This is a genomic window from Peribacillus sp. TE19612 (assembly GCF_056279465.1).
This window is the reverse complement of record NZ_JBWCCL010000003.1, coordinates 185,244-202,085: the sequence shown is the minus strand read 5'-3', so window position 1 is coordinate 202,085 and position 16,842 is coordinate 185,244. Positions and strand designations below refer to the sequence as shown.

General features: G+C 38.1%; 17 protein-coding genes and 1 pseudogene. 6 read left to right on the top strand and 12 right to left on the bottom strand.

The genetic code is table 11. The features are described from left to right. Positions 1–287: 287 nt before the first annotated feature. From ACZ9AO_RS06900 to ACZ9AO_RS06855, 10 genes are all read right to left on the bottom strand, one after another. Positions 288–1,631, bottom strand: coding sequence for an MFS transporter (locus ACZ9AO_RS06900; RefSeq protein ID WP_476108743.1), 1,344 nt, complete (start codon positions 1,629–1,631; stop codon positions 288–290). Positions 1,632–2,005: 374 nt separating this feature from the next. Beyond that, positions 2,006–2,785 (bottom strand): IclR family transcriptional regulator, encoded by a 780-nt coding sequence (locus ACZ9AO_RS06895; protein WP_476108742.1) that lies wholly within the window; start codon positions 2,783–2,785, stop codon positions 2,006–2,008. 146 nt (positions 2,786–2,931) lie between these two features. Further along, entirely contained in the window at positions 2,932–3,393 is a 462-nt protein-coding gene (locus tag ACZ9AO_RS06890; RefSeq protein ID WP_063596850.1) for a flavin reductase family protein, read from the bottom strand. Further along, on the bottom strand, positions 3,393–4,214 hold the full coding sequence (locus tag ACZ9AO_RS06885) for a cytidyltransferase (protein WP_476108741.1): 822 nt from the start codon (positions 4,212–4,214) through the stop codon (positions 3,393–3,395). The genes ACZ9AO_RS06890 and ACZ9AO_RS06885 overlap by 1 nt, the downstream gene beginning before the upstream one ends. Before the next feature lie 485 nt (positions 4,215–4,699). Then, on the bottom strand, positions 4,700–5,416 hold the full coding sequence (locus ACZ9AO_RS06880; protein ID WP_105718789.1) for a cupin domain-containing protein: 717 nt from the start codon (positions 5,414–5,416) through the stop codon (positions 4,700–4,702). A 1-nt stretch (position 5,417) separates the two neighbouring features. Further along, positions 5,418–6,095, bottom strand: coding sequence for a DUF2848 family protein (locus ACZ9AO_RS06875; protein ID WP_476108740.1), 678 nt, complete (start codon positions 6,093–6,095; stop codon positions 5,418–5,420). Beyond that, complete coding sequence (locus ACZ9AO_RS06870; protein WP_048689657.1) at positions 6,092–6,883, bottom strand: carbon-nitrogen family hydrolase; 792 nt, start codon at positions 6,881–6,883, stop codon at positions 6,092–6,094. Before ACZ9AO_RS06870 ends, ACZ9AO_RS06875 begins: the two co-directional genes overlap by 4 nt. A 28-nt stretch (positions 6,884–6,911) precedes the next feature. Further along, positions 6,912–8,378 carry a 4-hydroxyphenylacetate 3-hydroxylase family protein gene (locus ACZ9AO_RS06865; protein ID WP_476108739.1) on the bottom strand — a complete coding sequence of 489 codons (1,467 nt, stop codon included), beginning with the start codon at positions 8,376–8,378 and terminating at the stop codon, positions 6,912–6,914. 485 nt (positions 8,379–8,863) lie between these two features. Beyond that, positions 8,864–9,535: a GntR family transcriptional regulator gene (locus tag ACZ9AO_RS06860; protein WP_476108738.1), complete on the bottom strand. Its 672-nt coding sequence runs from the start codon at positions 9,533–9,535 to the stop codon at positions 8,864–8,866. A gap of 284 nt (positions 9,536–9,819) precedes the next feature. Continuing rightward, positions 9,820–10,182 carry a group I truncated hemoglobin gene (locus ACZ9AO_RS06855; RefSeq protein ID WP_034315009.1) on the bottom strand — a complete coding sequence of 121 codons (363 nt, stop codon included), beginning with the start codon at positions 10,180–10,182 and terminating at the stop codon, positions 9,820–9,822. Between the two features lie 384 nt (positions 10,183–10,566). On the opposite strand from ACZ9AO_RS06855, the pseudogene ACZ9AO_RS06850 reads away from it, so the two are divergent. From ACZ9AO_RS06850 to ACZ9AO_RS06825, 6 genes and pseudogenes are all read left to right on the top strand, one after another. After that, positions 10,567–11,312: pseudogene (locus ACZ9AO_RS06850) on the top strand (ABC transporter ATP-binding protein). Beyond that, a complete protein-coding gene (locus tag ACZ9AO_RS06845) occupies positions 11,309–11,926 on the top strand; it encodes an FtsX-like permease family protein (RefSeq protein ID WP_476108737.1) in 618 nt (205 codons plus the stop codon). The pseudogene ACZ9AO_RS06850 and the gene ACZ9AO_RS06845 overlap by 4 nt, the downstream one beginning before the upstream one ends. A 354-nt stretch (positions 11,927–12,280) precedes the next feature. Next, positions 12,281–12,490, top strand: coding sequence for a hypothetical protein (locus ACZ9AO_RS06840; RefSeq protein ID WP_048689679.1), 210 nt, complete (start codon positions 12,281–12,283; stop codon positions 12,488–12,490). A gap of 548 nt (positions 12,491–13,038) precedes the next feature. Beyond that, positions 13,039–13,911 carry a DMT family transporter gene (locus ACZ9AO_RS06835; RefSeq protein WP_476108736.1) on the top strand — a complete coding sequence of 291 codons (873 nt, stop codon included), beginning with the start codon at positions 13,039–13,041 and terminating at the stop codon, positions 13,909–13,911. A gap of 423 nt (positions 13,912–14,334) precedes the next feature. Beyond that, positions 14,335–14,922 (top strand): chromate transporter, encoded by a 588-nt coding sequence (locus tag ACZ9AO_RS06830; protein WP_034315014.1) that lies wholly within the window; start codon positions 14,335–14,337, stop codon positions 14,920–14,922. Continuing rightward, positions 14,922–15,473, top strand: coding sequence for a chromate transporter (locus tag ACZ9AO_RS06825; protein WP_251541241.1), 552 nt, complete (start codon positions 14,922–14,924; stop codon positions 15,471–15,473). Before ACZ9AO_RS06830 ends, ACZ9AO_RS06825 begins: the two co-directional genes overlap by 1 nt. 35 nt (positions 15,474–15,508) lie before the next feature. Here ACZ9AO_RS06825 and ACZ9AO_RS06820 read toward each other — a convergent pair whose 3' ends face one another. Continuing rightward, a complete protein-coding gene (locus ACZ9AO_RS06820) occupies positions 15,509–15,985 on the bottom strand; it encodes an Lrp/AsnC family transcriptional regulator (RefSeq protein ID WP_034315019.1) in 477 nt (158 codons plus the stop codon). A gap of 25 nt (positions 15,986–16,010) precedes the next feature. Continuing rightward, complete coding sequence (locus tag ACZ9AO_RS06815; RefSeq protein ID WP_251541239.1) at positions 16,011–16,352, bottom strand: hypothetical protein; 342 nt, start codon at positions 16,350–16,352, stop codon at positions 16,011–16,013. Positions 16,353–16,842 lie beyond the last annotated feature (490 nt).

Genomic DNA, 16,842 nt, shown 5'->3' with positions numbered 1-16,842 from the left:
CCGTCCTCGGCGCTCACTATCGGATATGTAAGAAATATCTATTCATTAGGTCATATATTAAGGAAAAAAATTAGCTGGGCCGTTTATTATTTTTACTAATGCCCTCGCCGAACAGAGTCTACGTGTTCATAGCACATTAATGGTACCTTCTGCCGCAAACACTTCAAGGGACTTCAATCAAAGAGAGCGATATCTGAAGGCTTTCCTACCTCAGCCGCTCTCCAATAACTGTGAAAACGTCACCATTTTTAAAGATCAATCTATTTCCCTCTTAGTAAGACAATCCATTACCCGCTTATTTGATTATCTGTATCCTTATCATCTAGTGTCCTTTTCTCAGAGAAAGGATTACTTTCACTTTGAATATTTCGGACAAATAATACTGAGATAAGAGATGCGATACAAAGAAATACTAAAAATGAAGCAAGCGGAATCCAAGAATTATTGTAGGCGCCCACTAATATAGTCGCAATCATTGGGGCCGTTCCACCAAATAATGCAGAGCCTGTTTGATAACCAAGCGTTATTCCTGTATAACCAACATTCGTACTAAACATTTCAGTAAACATTGTCCCGATAGTCGCCGCAATTGGAGGCCAAAGTATTCCTAAGCCCACTATTGAAATAACGTATAACCAGGGAGTGGATTGTAAGGAAAATAAATAAAAGTATGGAAAAGCAAAAAGAGTTATTCCGATGGTACCAATAAGAAAAACACGTTTACGACCAATTTTATCAGATAACATTCCCATAAATGGCATGCAAATCGCTGTAACGACTGTTGCAACAGTAACTACATTTAAAGCTGTAGTCCTTGAAAAACCTTGTGTTTCTGTAGCATAGGATATGAAAAATGTAGAAAATAAGTAGAATGGTCCCACTTCAACACATTTTGCACCTAAAGAAATTAAGACAGCTTTCCAATGATATCGCAGTGTCTCAAAGAGTGGGATTTTTACGACGTTTCCTTTTTCTTTCTCTTCTTTGAAGGCCGATGTTTCCTCAATCCCTTTTCTTATCCAAATACCAATAACAACCAAAATCGCACTTAGGACAAATGGCACTCTCCATCCCCATGAAAGGAATTGTGATTCCGGAAGTAAACTCATTAATGAAATAGAAAATGTCCCAAGTAACATCCCAAGAGGGATACCCATTGCAGGAAAGCTTCCAAAAAAGCCACGTCTTTCTTTAGGCGCAGATTCAACCGCCAGGAGTATCGCTCCCCCCCATTCTCCGCCAAGTCCAATCCCTTGAACTAGACGAAAGAAAACTAAAAGGATTGGTGCCCAAAGCCCTATCATGCTATATGTTGGAAGAAGTCCAATACATACAGTAGAAACTCCCATTAATAAAAGTGAAAGCACAAGAGTATTTTTCCTGCCAAACTTGTCTCCCAAATGACTAAATACAAGCCCTCCAAGAGGCCGTATAAAAAATGTAATGCCAAATGATGCATAAGCAAGCAATAAACTTACAAACGGATCATCATTAGGAAAATACAGTTTATTAAATACAAGTGCAGCAACGGTTCCATAAAGAAAGAAATCAAAAAATTCAATGGTACTGCCAAGTAAACTAGCAAATAATATCTTTTGTGATTTCTTGTCCAGTTTCTTTTTCCCACTCAATTTAACACACCTCCGGATTAGTTACTTTCCTGGATGTGGATTCTTGGATGTGGATGGCTTGCTGATTATTAATAGAAGGTTAAAGGTGCACCATCATTAATGAAGAACTAGGTTACTTCCCGATATAGAGAGTCTGACCTCCTGCCATTCGCTTACTTTGCTTCTTATATGCGGGGTTAAATTCTACCCCCTTTCCCCTTCTTTAGTTTTTCCTGTAAGATTCATCGTCATCAGCTGGCATCCAGTTAATGAGCGCCCAAATCCATAAGTATTTTGTATAATGTATCGTGTATACATAATACATTATACAAAGCCTTCAATAAGGACAATAATCGTTCTTGTGAAAAAGCACAAAGACTATCGGAATTGATCTCTCAACCGTGGACATATTCAGCTTCATTACCGGCATATCCAAATTCCCGTGAAATCTCGAGCGCTGCACTCTTCACTTTTTCAACCAATGGAGGCAACAACTCGTTTCGGTAACCCACCTCAAGACCAGTAACACTGATCCCCGCGATGATATAACCTTTGTCATTAAAAATAGGAGCGGCTACTGCAGATATATAATTTTCAAGTTCCGAGTTACTGACCGTATATCCCGTTTTTTGAGATTCTTCTAGAAGAATCCGAAGTCTCTCTTTATCAGTGATTGTTCCAGAAGCAATCGACTTCAGTTCGATTTGCTCTAAATATTGTTCGCGCTCATACTGCGGCTGAAAAGCGAGAATGACACGAGAACACGCTCCGGCATAAAGCGGAGTTCTCCGGCCAATTGCCGTATTAAGCCTAACACGCTGTTTTGTATCCAGTCTTTCGATATAGATGGCCTCTTTGCCATCTTGTACGACGAGATTAACAGCTTCCCCTACCTTGTCATGCAGTTTTTGCATTATCGGCAAAGCTACCTGCCGAATATCAAGCCGTTCGGCTACCAAATGGCCGAACTGAAGAAATAACAGGCCAAGTGAATATTTTCCATCTCTCCCCTTATCGAGAAAACCCATCTCTTCAAGTGACATGACCATTCGATAAACAGATGTTTTCGGTATCCTTGAAATATTTGCGATTTCATTTAAACTTAACATTGAATGCGTAAAAAAAAGATTAAGGATTTCCATTGATCTGACGGCCGTCTTATTTTTGCTTTGCATGAGTTTCCCCTCCTAAACAAAACAAGACCCTCTTAAGAAAGCTTTACAGTCTATTAAGGAACCAGTAAGCTCCACGTTTGGATTCGTAACTTTTCAACATAACTTTAATGATCAAACTTAAATAATAATTTTCCGCCTTAAACAGCTTAGCTGAGTATTTTGCCGTATTTCCCTTCATAAAAGGCCAGTGGTGCCCCTTCGCTAATGACGAGTTCAGTTACTTCTCCAATAAAGAGTGTGTGGTCCCCAGCTATTTGTTTACTATGGACCTTACATACGATGTTTGCTAAAGCATTTTTTATTACTGGAAGTTCATTTATCCAGCCAAATTCAATCTGACGGTTTTCTTTAATCTGCCCCGCAAAGTGCATGGATAACTCTTTTTGAGCTTCTGACAATATATTTACAGCAAACTTTCCAGATTCATTAATTTTATCTAGCATTCTGGCTTTTTCGCCTATGGATATTAAAACCAATCTTGGATTAAGGGAAACCGACATAAATGCATTCGCCGTCATACCGTGTACTTCATCTTCTAAATATGTTGTAAGTACTGTTACGCCTGTTGCAAATTTCCCCATCGCGTTTCTAAAATTTCTATCATCCATCATTTTATAACCTCCTTAAAATTTGAACTATACTCAGGCATTGACCCAAAGGGTATCTTGTTTAAGAATTTAACTGTCAACTCTTCGGCAACACCTCCCTTCAGCATTTCTATAATTGGACCGCTTATTTCATCATTTCTATTGCTGGATCCATATCTTATAAATAACCCCTGACAAGCTTTGTTCCCGTTTTTGATTTCTACACTATATACACCTGGTGCTGGCAGGATATACTTATTTTCAATATGAATTTCCATTTTTTTCTTTTTCTCATGTTTATGTCTATTTGAAATATAAACAAAGCCTTTAACTTCAAATTGATGTCCCATATAGTAAGGTACAAGGTGGACATCTCCGTCCCTTACTATTTTTCTAATTAAAGTTGAACTTATTTTTTCGCCATTATGTGCCTGTTTTGAAATGACGGTTACATCAAAGGCGTTGTTTTTACTCACTTTTTGCAAATAATCAACATTACCCTGAGCTTTATTTCCAAAGGTAAAGTCGAATCCTACCACTATATGTTTAGCTTGAAGACCTAAAACATATTGTTTAATAAAATCGGATGGCTGTAGGGAAGCCAATGATAAATTAAACTTTATGACAAAAAGCTTGTCCACTCCAAAAGCAGCCATTCTTTCAATCTTTAAAGCTAGGGGAGTTAAATACCGCAAATCTTTCTCCCATTTGATTACTTCATTTGGATGTGGATCGAAGGTCATTGCCGTGAATTTAAGATTGTTCTTTTCGGCTATTCTCTTGGTTTGCTTTAACAAGGATTGATGACCTAAATGAACACCGTCAAAAAAACCTAATGCCATTACGTGGGGCTCCCTTGGATATAGGGATTCCTTTAGTGGATGTGCTAAATGGAAAACTTCCAACTTGCTTCACCTTCTCTGTCATCAAAATAATGACTTTTAAAATGTTTAGTCGATATTATTTAGTGCAATACTACTTCAAAAACCTTGTTTCCGTTTGGTACTAAGGACCATGTTCCGTCCCCAGTCGATAATCAACCATTAATGGAGTGCATTTTAAGTCAATTTGAACTTTTCATGAATGTGCACTCATTGTTTACCGATTAGAGTTTATGTGTAATGAACTTTGTATACATAATTCATTACACATAAACTTAAAATAGCCACTTTCTGAAATCATCGAATTATCAATTTGAGCATTAGCATTTGGTTCCTGCGTATAAATGTATCAGAAATAAAAGGCTCCTCGTTGTTTGATGTCACGAGAAGCCATTTGATGGATTGCCATATTGCTATAGGAATGCAGAATCCCGGTACATACCTCTTTATTGTTCCGTGGAGTAATAGCGGACCTCGAAAATCTTACAGCCATCTGGTGATTTCCACGGTCCATGTTCCATACCGGGTGGGCGGCAAGCAACCATTCCTGCTGTAAATTCCTCATTTAGACGCAAATCGATTAAAGATCCTTCAATAATATATAATTCTTCCCAAAAATCATGGACTTGCACGCCATTAGGAGATGTATCTGTCCCTGGACCGTTATGAAGAATTCTTGTAGCAACCCCTGTAGTAGGGTCAGAAGCAATGATTCTTTCAGAAAGGCTTTTAACTTTACTAAAAGGCTGCGCTTCAAAAGTGGTATGATCGACAAATTCATGTTCTTCTTTTTTCTGATCTGCATAATAGCGAACTTCGAAAATCCTGCAGCCATTAGGTGATTTCCATGGACCATGCTCCATCCCTGGAGGACGGCATGCAACCATTCCTGCTGTAAATTCCTCATTTAGACGTAAATCGATTAAGGATCCTTCAATAATATATAATTCTTCCCAAAAGTCATGGACTTGCACGCCATCAGGGGATGTATCAGTACCTGCCTCCAGTTCAAGGATACGAGTTGCTACATTAGTATCTGGAATCTGCGCAATGATTCGTTGAGATGCACCTTCTACAGTTTTTGAAGGAACGGCCTCAAAGGTTTTATACTCAACAAATTCCAACTCTGGTTTTCTATCAATTTTCATTTTTGATTTTTCCATTTCAAACTACCTCCGCATCCACTAAATAATGAACCTGATAATTCAATTGAATTTTGTTATCTGTTAAACGATCATATAATTCTGCTGAAAATGCTTCCCCATAAATGAATTCACCATTTATAATCGGTAATGTTCCGCAAAACACAATCATATCCTCACTATCATAGCCACGTTCCTCGATAATTTTGAGCAATTCTTCAGGATGCAAGAATTCTCCTAGCTTGCCTTCTTGGTACTCGTTTTTCACCCCATCAACGATCATCCAGCTTCTCATTTCAATGTCATCCCATCGATCTTTTACGTCATCCAAGGCCCAAAATTGTGTTGAAATAGGTTTGCTGCATACTTGTTTGGATTTCTGAATAGACACTTTTTCAAGCCCGCGGTCCGTGTGGTCACTGCCAAGTCCTAAATACCATTCCCCTTCAATTTTCATGATGACCACTTCTGCTTCTCCGCTGCTGCTTTCTTGAATAACTGAAATTGAGTTATTTGTCGTAATGAGATTTGTTGAAAGATCGTAAATCATCGGAACTTGTGGAGGAGCCGGAACGCCGATCTCCTTCAATTCATCAATATGTTTTTTTACAGATTCCTGGTCTTTTCCCGTATAGCCGGCAATAAGCAATCGTTTAGGGTCTGCGACAATATTTCTTCCACAAACATTAATATTTATCAACTGAATTCCTCCTGCCTATCTAAAACCCGGTGCTTCAAATTAGGAAATACATCACGAATTTTAGCAACCTGAGCTGGATCAATCTCTGTTTTAATAATAGTTTCTTCATCTCCTCCAGCAGCCACAACAATCCCCCAAGGGTCAACCACTTGACTATGACCAGCTAAAAGGACGTCATTAGTATTTCCTACACAATTACTCGAAATCAAGAAACACTGGTTTTCCAATGCCCGAACTGAATTGAATAATTTCCAATGCTCCAGTCTTCTATGCGGCCAAGCAGATGTAACAAGAAGTAACTCTGCTCCTAAATCCACTTCTGCACGGTACAATTCAGGAAATCGCAAATCATAACAAGTTGATAAGCCCACTTTCCCGAATTCTGTATCGACTACAGTTGTTTCATTTCCTCTCGTCAATATTTGACCTTCTTTTGAACCATAACGAAATAAATGCATTTTGCGATAGGTTCCTATTAGTGTCCCATCCGGAGAAAATAGAACACTTGTGTTGTAGTATTTTCCATTATTTTTTTCTATAAAACTACCTGCAAATATATATGACTTAACTTCTTTGGCCTTTGCGGAGAAACGTTGGACAAAATCGCCATTCAATTCTTCTGATTCGTCCATATAACGATCAAAAGAAAAGTACCCCGTTGCCCACGTTTCTGGTAAAACTATTAAATCTTGTCCTTTTAATCCATCAATCATTGACTCCACACGATCTATGCGAGCAGATTTAGATTCACTATCTTTAATCTCCAATTGTATTGATGCAATTTTCATTTCTGCAACACCCTTTTCTATATATTTTTTATATTAGTTCTTCCACTTTAGTGGGAAGTGAATAGCTTCCTAAAAATCTATCCACCATTTGAACCGGCTCATCATAACCGTAATTTCTAAATGAAAAGCCTTTCGTGACGAAAGGTGCACCATTATAGAACATTTCATACTGTTGATGCCTGCCACCGAATTCTGAACCAATGATATCCCATACTAACTTAAATAGTTTAATTTTCTCCTCAGCCCCAACTCCCGTAGAACGTATATATTGATACATATCATCTTTCGTTTCAGGATTGATGAGCTCTTTATATGAGGATGGTAATTGTAAAACGCCTCCACCGCATAACTCCCGTAAAATTTTAATAGTGGAAGCATAGATAGTTTCCTGTTGACCGACTACACCGTAGAGAAAACGTGGATTCGGTCGTGCCACACCGTTTTTGTCGATGATACAATTATATTCAGAAGCTAAAAGATTACCTTCTACAGAAGCCGCAATAGAAGCGAGTTCCCCTAACTTCTCTTGGACTGATGGGATTTTATCAATTCCATTCATAGCAGCAACTTTTCGGGCAGCACCAATCAAGAATTTCAATTTATTGCTAAATCTTATTTGCGCTTGATTATTGCCTAATACGTGAGCTGGTGTTTCATGGAACTGAGCACTCACGATGTCAATATTTTTGTAAACAAAAATATCTTGCCAAGGAATAAATACATCGTCAAAAACGACTAATGAATCACTTTCATCAAAACGCGAGGACAATGGGTAATCAAATGTGCTTGGTGATTTTTCAGCATAACCAGGCCTCGCATAAAATTTTAATCCTTTTGCATGAATCGGCAGGACAAAAGACAAAGCATAATCTTCATCACCAGGTCTGAGTGGTGTAAGGCAACTTACGAATAAGTAATCGGATACGGCTGATGCAGTACCGAGCATTTGAGAACCTCGAACAATAATTCCATCCTCCCTTTCTTCGTACACTCCAACTGGGAGAAACTTATCTTCCTGCTCATGAGCTGCTTTACTTCGATCAATTTGTGGCGGAATAATAACGTATGTTACATATAGATCTTGATCTCGTACATGTTTATAGAAATTCAAAACATTATTTCCATAACCTTCTCCTCCACGATCAAACACTTCGGGTGAACTGGCAAAAGCAGCCAAAAAGCTGGCAACGTGATCAGGGCTTCTTCCGACAAATCCACAAGTTGCTTCAGACCATTTAGAAATCGCCAATCTTCTCTCTTTAAGTTCTTCCCGACTCCTTGGAATCATATAAATTTTATTTGCTAGTGTACCGTCCTCAGTTTTGTATGTCATATTCTGAGATTCATCCCATGCTAGGTCGTATAAGCCTGCAATGGTTTGGGTAATCCCTGTAAAAGCTGGGTGGGTCGTCACATCCTGTACTCGTTCCCCATTTATGTAGATTGCCCTATCATCTTTCAATGTCTGTAAATATTCTTTACCTGTTCTAACCATACCTGATTCCTCCTATATGTTTGAATAAGTACATGTTTTAAAAACAAGAAACGATTTAACAGCTTAACGGCGAACCTTAATTGTATTTTGTATGATGTATTATGTATTGTGTATACATTAAAAGCTTTGCCAATTCCTCTCATGTATTTATGGTTGGTAAAGTCAAAGTGAATTTTATGTTTATCCCTTAAATATTCTCTACTCTTTACCTATGAACATCAACGACAGGTAAACGCTTTCATTTGCAATGAACTATAGACGGTTCTTTCAACACCATGGCTTACTATCTAAGCAAAAACCCAGGAAAAAGAATTGGAAGAATTTCTCCAAGGTTTTTGCTCTAAACGTGAGAATTGGTTTGACCCTGCTGTAAATCTTCCATCTCATAGGCAAGTTTATTCAAAACCGTTAATTTTTGTCCCTACAAATATAGTAAACTACCTTTTACTAGGAGCAATCCCTCCCTTCAAGCATTTGATGGAAAATCAGGAATTATCAACCATAATCAATGTTTCTTTTGTTTTTTCCAAATGGTTTAAAATCGCCTGTGAAGCCAGTTCGGGATTTTTCTCCTCTAAAGCCTGGATAATCTGAGTATGTTCCATTAAAACATTTTTCATTCTCCCAAGTTTACTGACTGCTTTTAACCCCATTAGCTGAGTAAGGTTATGAAGATTGTTCAAAACTTGCTCTATTATGGTGAAGTTTGCCAGTCTTGTCAACGAGAGATGAAACTCATGGTCTAGCTTAATAAAACTAATAGCATCATCATTTTGCAATGCTTCTTCTTGCTGCTTCAGAATTAATTTAAGCAGCCTCAGTTGTTCAGGTGATGTAATTTCTTTTGTTAGTTTTTTCACTGATTCAACTTCAATAGCACTTCTTAGTAAAAAGATTTCATCCTGTTCCTCCGATGTAATCTTTCTAACCGTTAAACCCTTCCTTGGAATGGAAACAAGTAATCCTTCCTTCACCAAATCTTGAATAGCTGCCCTTACCGGAGTTCTTGAAGTATCTAACCTTTCCGCTAATTGAACTTCTGTAAATATTTCATCACTGGTAATACCACCAAATAAAATGGCTTTTTTTATTTGATTATAAACTTTATCTTGTGTTGTTCTTTCCTTTTCGATTGGTTTTAAATGAATTCCTGCCATATTAATCCGTCCTTTTTGATAAGTCTTTACAATATGAACAACTTGGATCTATATCATTGGCTAAATCCTCATATGTGTTATGTATACATAATACATAATACTCCAGACATAAGTCAATAATGTATTTTCCATTTTTTCTGAATTTTACAAAATGGTCATTGTCTTTGTAATTTTCTTAAAACGCAACTTCATTTAAAAATCATTCTTTTGGAAGTCAAAAACATGTAACAAAAGGATAAAAAATCCAAATAAAAACCCCCAGATAATGGGGGATGGATCGATATTCATTTATACAAAATATCATCTTTTAGTGAAGCAACTTTAGTCAAAGCTGTATCTATGTCAGCTTCATTCACTCCAAAGTGAGCAAGTGCATCATTAAGATGTTTGACAATGGCATTAAAATGGGCAGGTTGCAGATTCAATCCTTGGTGAGCTTTTGCCATGGATTGTCCAGAATATTGTTTTGGGCCGCCTAATGCAAAACTAATAAATTTTGTCTGATGACTTCGTTGCTTTTCCATATCCGTTTTTTCAAAAAAATGATTAACTGTCTCATCTTTAAGGACCAATTCCGAGTAAAAATAGTCCACAACTTTTGCTATCGCTTCTTCTCCGCCAACTTTTTCATAAAGTGTTTGTTCCATATCCACACTCCTAATTTGTAATTAATAGAAGTATTCTTTGTAGAAAACTTGATTTTATTCCTTATCTTTCAATAATATCTCCTTCTGCTCTAGCACCCTTGCAACTAACCTGTCCCCTTAAATTCCGAAAGTGAAATAGAGAACCAGTTAGTTCATTAGAAAAAGATCGTAATCCCTTTAACCCCCATTATTTCAACTTGTTGCCACTAAGTTGCTGAAAATGCATAATTGATATAGATAATTTCATTTATTACATTCACTGTTCAAGATGTTATTTTCATTTTCAAATTGTAATGTGACAAAATTGTAATCTTACTTCCTGTTACATCTATGGTGGGGAAAGGGATGAATTTTATAGTATGTAACATGAGGAGGAGATTTACGTTGAAAAAAGTATTACAAACTAAAAACTTATCTAAATCCTATGGAAAGGCACAGGTTTTAAAAAATATTAACCTGACCATAACTTCGGGTGAATTTACAGCTATTATGGGGCCTTCCGGTTAAGGAAAAACAACACTGATGAATGTGTTATCGACAATTGATAAATTTTCTGGCGGGGAAGTCTGGCTTGAAGAGCAGGCCCTGTTGGATTTGAACAAAAAAGCATTGCGCACATTTCGCCAAGAACGAATGGGGTTCATCTTTCAAGATTACAACTTGCTTGATACTTTAACGATTAAGGAGAACATTCTTCTGCCTCTTTCATTAAGGAAATTCTCATCGGATGAGATGGAAAGAAGGCTGAGACCAGTCATTCAGGCATTGAATATTGAAGAAATTCAGGATAAATACCCTACAGAAGTTTCTGGCGGCCAGAAACAACGGGCCTCATCGGCGCGCGCCATTATTACAAACCCTGCGATAGTTTTTGCAGATGAACCTACAGGCGCTCTGATTCGAGATCGGCCACACAATTATTGGAACAGTTATCGGGCTTGAATGAAACGTTTCAAACGACGATCCTTATGATTACACACGATTCCTATGCAGCAAGCTTCTGTAAACGTGTCATCTTCCTGCGTGATGGGGGAATCGTAAACGAGCTTTATAAAGGTGACCAAAGTCAAAGTGACTTCTTTGATCGGATCCTTCACATCCAGAGTGCCATGGGAGGGAATCAAAGGTGAACTTACTGAATATGACGTTCCGGAACGTTCAGCGCAATTTCCGTGTTTATACGATTTATCTGTTTGCCATGATTACAGGTGTGATGGTCCATTTCACCTTCTCATCACTGATGTATAACCAGGATATATTGGATGTACTCAATAATAAGGAGAGTTTTCAAACGGGGGTGTCGATTGCCTCGGTGGTCATCTTCCTCTTTATCATTTTCTTTATTCTTTATGCTAACTCTTTCTTTATGAAGCAAAGAAAAAAGGAATTTGGACTCTATTTGCTGCTAGGTATGAAAGAAAGCCAGATTACTCGAATGGTATTCGTTGAAAATCTGCTCCTTGGATCATTCTCACTTGTAATTGGAATAATCCTTGGCGGTCTGCTGTCCAAGTTTTTCGGTATGGCATTAATGAATTTAATGCAATACGATAATGTCATTACGCTGAATTTTCCTTATCAAGCGATCGGGTCGACAATCTTCCTGTTTCTCTTGTTAGCCATCATTGCAAGTATCCAAAGTTTCTTCATGATCAGTCGCGTACAACTCGTGGAGTTGTTTCATGCAAAAGAGAAATTATCCCAAACTCCTGTCATTTGTACAATACATCACTCAAGAATATGACTCAATTAAAGTAACTATAGAGAAGGAATGAGATAGTGATACCCTGCCCCCCTTTTAGGGAATGTACAATTTGAACGTTGAATCCAGGCACTCGCTTTCCGCGGGCGGTCCGTCATCCGTTCCAATCAACTTTGTTTGAAGCGAATAGTGTTAGTCGACAATATTTTTTCAACAATTAAATAACCACTAATGGGTAATGACATCTCCTATTTTTCGATTTTGCACTCAAACAGAAGGATACCCAAAAAAAAATGAAGACATTAATTTTAAGATAAAAAAGTTACCAGTTTGGCAAAAAAATAAGTATAAGAATGTAATAGATTGGATAAACTAATAAAAAAGGAGTGGGAGATTATGGAGACTAAACTTAAAGAAGGAACGAAAGAAATGTGGAGCGAAATTAATGAATGTATAACTCGGAAAATCAATGAAAAGCATGATTTATCTTTTCAAAAGAAGAGCAATGATAATTATATGAATCTATATATTCAAACAGCCGTCTTACACACGTTATTTGAACTATCGGATGAGTTCAGGAAAATCGAAAGAAAATATAACGGATAGTGATGCTCCCGGAAAGGACATGCACTGAATTCACCATAACGGTGGATTAGGATTAAACTCTTTAAGGGAGCCTATTAATCCTAATCCACCTTTTCTTTCCAGCATTATTACTGTACCATCTGTTTCCCTTCCCTATAAATCCCTCTTTCTATTCCAACTAGAATCCATGAACCAAATAGAAACCCCACCAGTTTTTAAGGTTGGGGTTTTTCCTGTATTTTACGTTTTAGTATAATGCTAATGATTTTAATGGTACGCTAAGTTTAATACTATAATTTGTTGTTTTATTAATCTGAAATCTTGTATATTTAAATGAGTATGGTAATAACTTACTGACGTTTGAAACGAATGATCGGTAGCAGCTGCGAATAGCTTTTTAATTAGCTAACATCATTGAAAATTAATATTTTTTGAAAGTGAGCTGAAAGCTGATGTTGTGGTCACCACTATTCGAAATTGATGTACCTGCAGTTTTTCTTCCTTAACGGCAGAAAAACAGCATCTCCGTTAAGGACTGGAAATGTTTAGTTAAAACGGAGGGTACAAAAATGAAAAACACGATAATAGGTTCTTTATATTTATCACTCGCTGCCAGCATTTGGGGCGGGATGTATGTTGTGGTAAAAGTTGTGATAGAGGTTGTTCCGCCGCTTGAATTAGTATTATTACGATATGTAATTGCGATTTTAGCATTGCTGACAATTGGTTTAATAACAAAACAATCTTGGCGGATTGACAAACGGGACTGGCTTTTGGTTTTCATTATAGGACTTGTTGGGAACACCATTTCCATCGTAACCCAGGAAGTCGGTACGCTGCTATCCACCGCACAAATGGGGGCCATCATCACTTCAACAACACCTGCATTCATGGTGATATTTGCACGTATCGTTTTAAAAGAAAAGATCACTTTAAAAAAATCAATTTCTGTTATTTTAGCGACACTCGGTGTCGGTATCATTGTCGGAAATGCCCATATTGGCTCATCTCACCAACTTGGGGGCGTATCACTGCTTATTGCTGCGTTAACTTGGGCCCTTATGTCTGTTCTAATCAAACGTGTACCAGGGCAATATTCACAAATTGTTATTACGACCTATGCCGTGCTTGTGGCAATTGTCTTTTTAACACCTGTTACGATTAGTCGATTGGATGAGCTAGACTTTCAAGCCATCATGCATCCATCCATATGGTGCGGCATTCTATACTTGGGCGTTATTTCAACAGCATGTGCCTTTTTACTGTGGAATCGCGGACTGCAAATGCTTACTGCTTCAAGTGGCGGACTATTTTTCTTTTTACAGCCTATAGTCGGTACTTTTTTAGGTTGGTTAATACTAGGTGAACAAATCGGCTTGTCTTTTTGGATCGGTACGATCTTAATTTTTACCGGTGTGCTATTAGTCATAAGGGAAGAATGACCCACATTAAGTTTATTAGAATTATATATTAAAAAATGTACCTTATAGAGCAGTCACTCTGTAACAGGCTGCCCATAGGGTACTTTTTTAGGTTTAAAAAGGGGGCTTGTAGAAAAGTTGTTTTTTTGTTTATAATTTCTCCTTCTTATCCCCCTTAAATAAGGCGGAATCCAATAACCCATCGCACTAATGGGAATAGCATTATACTTGCTTGTTTGTCTAATGTAATCCAGACTTCCTTCCTCAAGGCAAAAAGATACTTTCTTTTGTTTATTTCAACCCATTATATCAAAAATCCCCAAAAATACATTCATTACGTAATTATTATCATAATTTTTTGTACATTTCGAAAGAATTTTTGTTATCATTAATTCATAATCTTGGAAATGAATGCTGAATTTTATAACAAAGGAGGAATCGTTTTTGAAAAATCCATATACGGAATTGACGATTGGAATGATGAGAACGGGGATATTAGGATTCGGCGGCGGGCCATCTGTCATCCCGCTCATCCGCCACGAAGCAGTTTCCCGTTATCACTGGCTTGACGATGATGAATTCGGGGACACATTGGCAATTGCCAATACGCTCCCAGGACCGATTGCCACGAAGATGGCAGCATATCTTGGTTATAAATTAAAAGGCTGGCCGGGAGCCATCGTAAGTGTGGCGGCTCACGTATTACCTTCATGCATTGCAATGGTTTTCTTGATTGCGTTCATTAATGTTCTAAGTAATTCGGCAATGATCAGTAATATGATCGCTGCTGTCATGCCGGTTGTAGCTGTCATGCTTGGTCAAATGGCTTATGAGTTTGGCGAAAAGGCGGTAAAAGGGTTAGGAAAGGTGCTCGGAATCACCTTTTTTGCGATTTCCTTTTTGCTTCTGCAGGTCATTTCCCTGCATCCGGGTATCGTCATTATGATGTTTCTTTTATATGGGGCGTTTCATTATAAATTAAAGGATAGATTGAAAAATAAAAAGACTGATAGGAAGGAGGAATCCGCTTAATGGGTATTATTATCCCAATAGGAGTTGCTGTTTTTCTAGCGTTTTTCATTGCCAATATTCTTGGTTACGGCGGAGGTCCAGCTTCGATTCCGCTTATGTATGATCAAATCGTCACCCGTTATGGCTGGCTTGATAATACCGAGTTCTCACAAATGCTCGCGTTAGGAAATTCACTCCCTGGACCCATCGCCACGAAAATAGCCGCATATGTCGGATATGATGTATATGGCTGGCCAGGATTTCTAGCTGCATTGGCAGGCACGATCATCCCTTCAGCCGTGGCTTTGATATATCTATTAAAAATCCTGCGAAAATACAAACAATCGCCTATCGTAAAAGGCATGTCACTACTTGTACAGCCCGTGATCGCGATCATGATGTTATTGCTCACCTGGAATATGGCCGCGGACGCGGTCGGGTCCATCGGCTACATCCATTCAGTCTTCATCGCTGGATTGGCCTTCTTGGCTTTAGGTAAATTCAAGATCCACCCTGCATTCGTAATCATTCTTGCCTTTGCGTATGGCGGCTTTATCATCCCGCTCACATAAATAAAAAAATCCGCCTGTATAGGGGGATTTTTTTATTAAAGCTTCATGCCCATCCGGCTTTTATAACGTTTAATGAGAATTTGGCAATCAACGCTGACAACACCGACGACCGCATACAGTTTCTCATTAAGAAAGCGTTCCATCTCTTGATTATCAGTAAAGATTCCGTGCATATGGAGTTTACTCGGACCGGTCATATGATATAAACTCGTAACAGCCGGTTCACTTTCTAATTGCTGCGCGACCGATTCCAGATATTTTGGCTCAACCTCCACGTTAAAGAATGCCGAAACATGGATGCCGACCTTAGCTGGATTTATGACCGCAGTGAACCTCTCGATCACACCGTTTTCAACTAGATGATTAATTCTCATCTGAACCGCAACTCTGGAAAGCTCCACTTTCTTCGCTAAGTCGGTATATGAAATTCGTGCATCTTCATGTAAAACCGATATGATTTTCTTATCGATCTCATCAACTTTCAAGCTGGGAATCTTAAAGTCCTCCGCCATCTTACGTAACTCCTTTTCAATTTCTTTACTCCATTATCGCAGAGAACACCATCGGATCACAACAATCTTCCTTTTCACTTCTCATAACGCAAGAAATTTTTTCGTATCCCTTTTCAATGAACTCCCTCCTACTTGCCAAGAAATGTCCATCGTTTATGTAATTTTCAAACTTAAGGTGCATCAATTCAACCAGCTGGGTGCAGCCGCCAAAAAGATGAAATTCGATAGACTTAGAGCCCGACAAATTGACAACATCGCCCACACTTCCTTGATATCCTAATAGTCTGCAGTCCCCCTCCTTTTCTAAGATTGAAAGGCGGGGGTTTACAGACCGTATACTGCAGGATAAAAGTTTATGAATATCCAAGGGACACTTCCTCAACCCTTTGATTGAAAGGTCTTTGCGATATTTTTGTATTCCTCATCATTGAGAATGCCCATTTTTTTGAATAATGCGGAATATGCCATTATTTTTTTCTGCGTACGGTTTGTACAATTCATATGGATCAGCTCCTTTTTTACATAGTATTCATTCACGACAAAATGTTTCCTTAATACAAAACATTTTGTATAAACTAAATAAAGAAACGGTCCATTTTCACGGCAGTTTCCATTCGTTAGAGGTGTAATTAAAATAAGTTCTATATGAATAATTAGTAACAACTTCGAAAAGTGTTATGTTTAATCGTTTCGCGTGGAAAATTATGTTTTTCCACGGTTGCCGCATAGCAATCCTACGTATATGTTTTGGGAGGAGTGGCTAAATACAACCTGATTCCCCCCTGCACAGGACTTAAAAAAGTGACAGTTTTGGCCCATTAAACCTATTGTCTCTCTTGCAACAAGTCATCATTCGG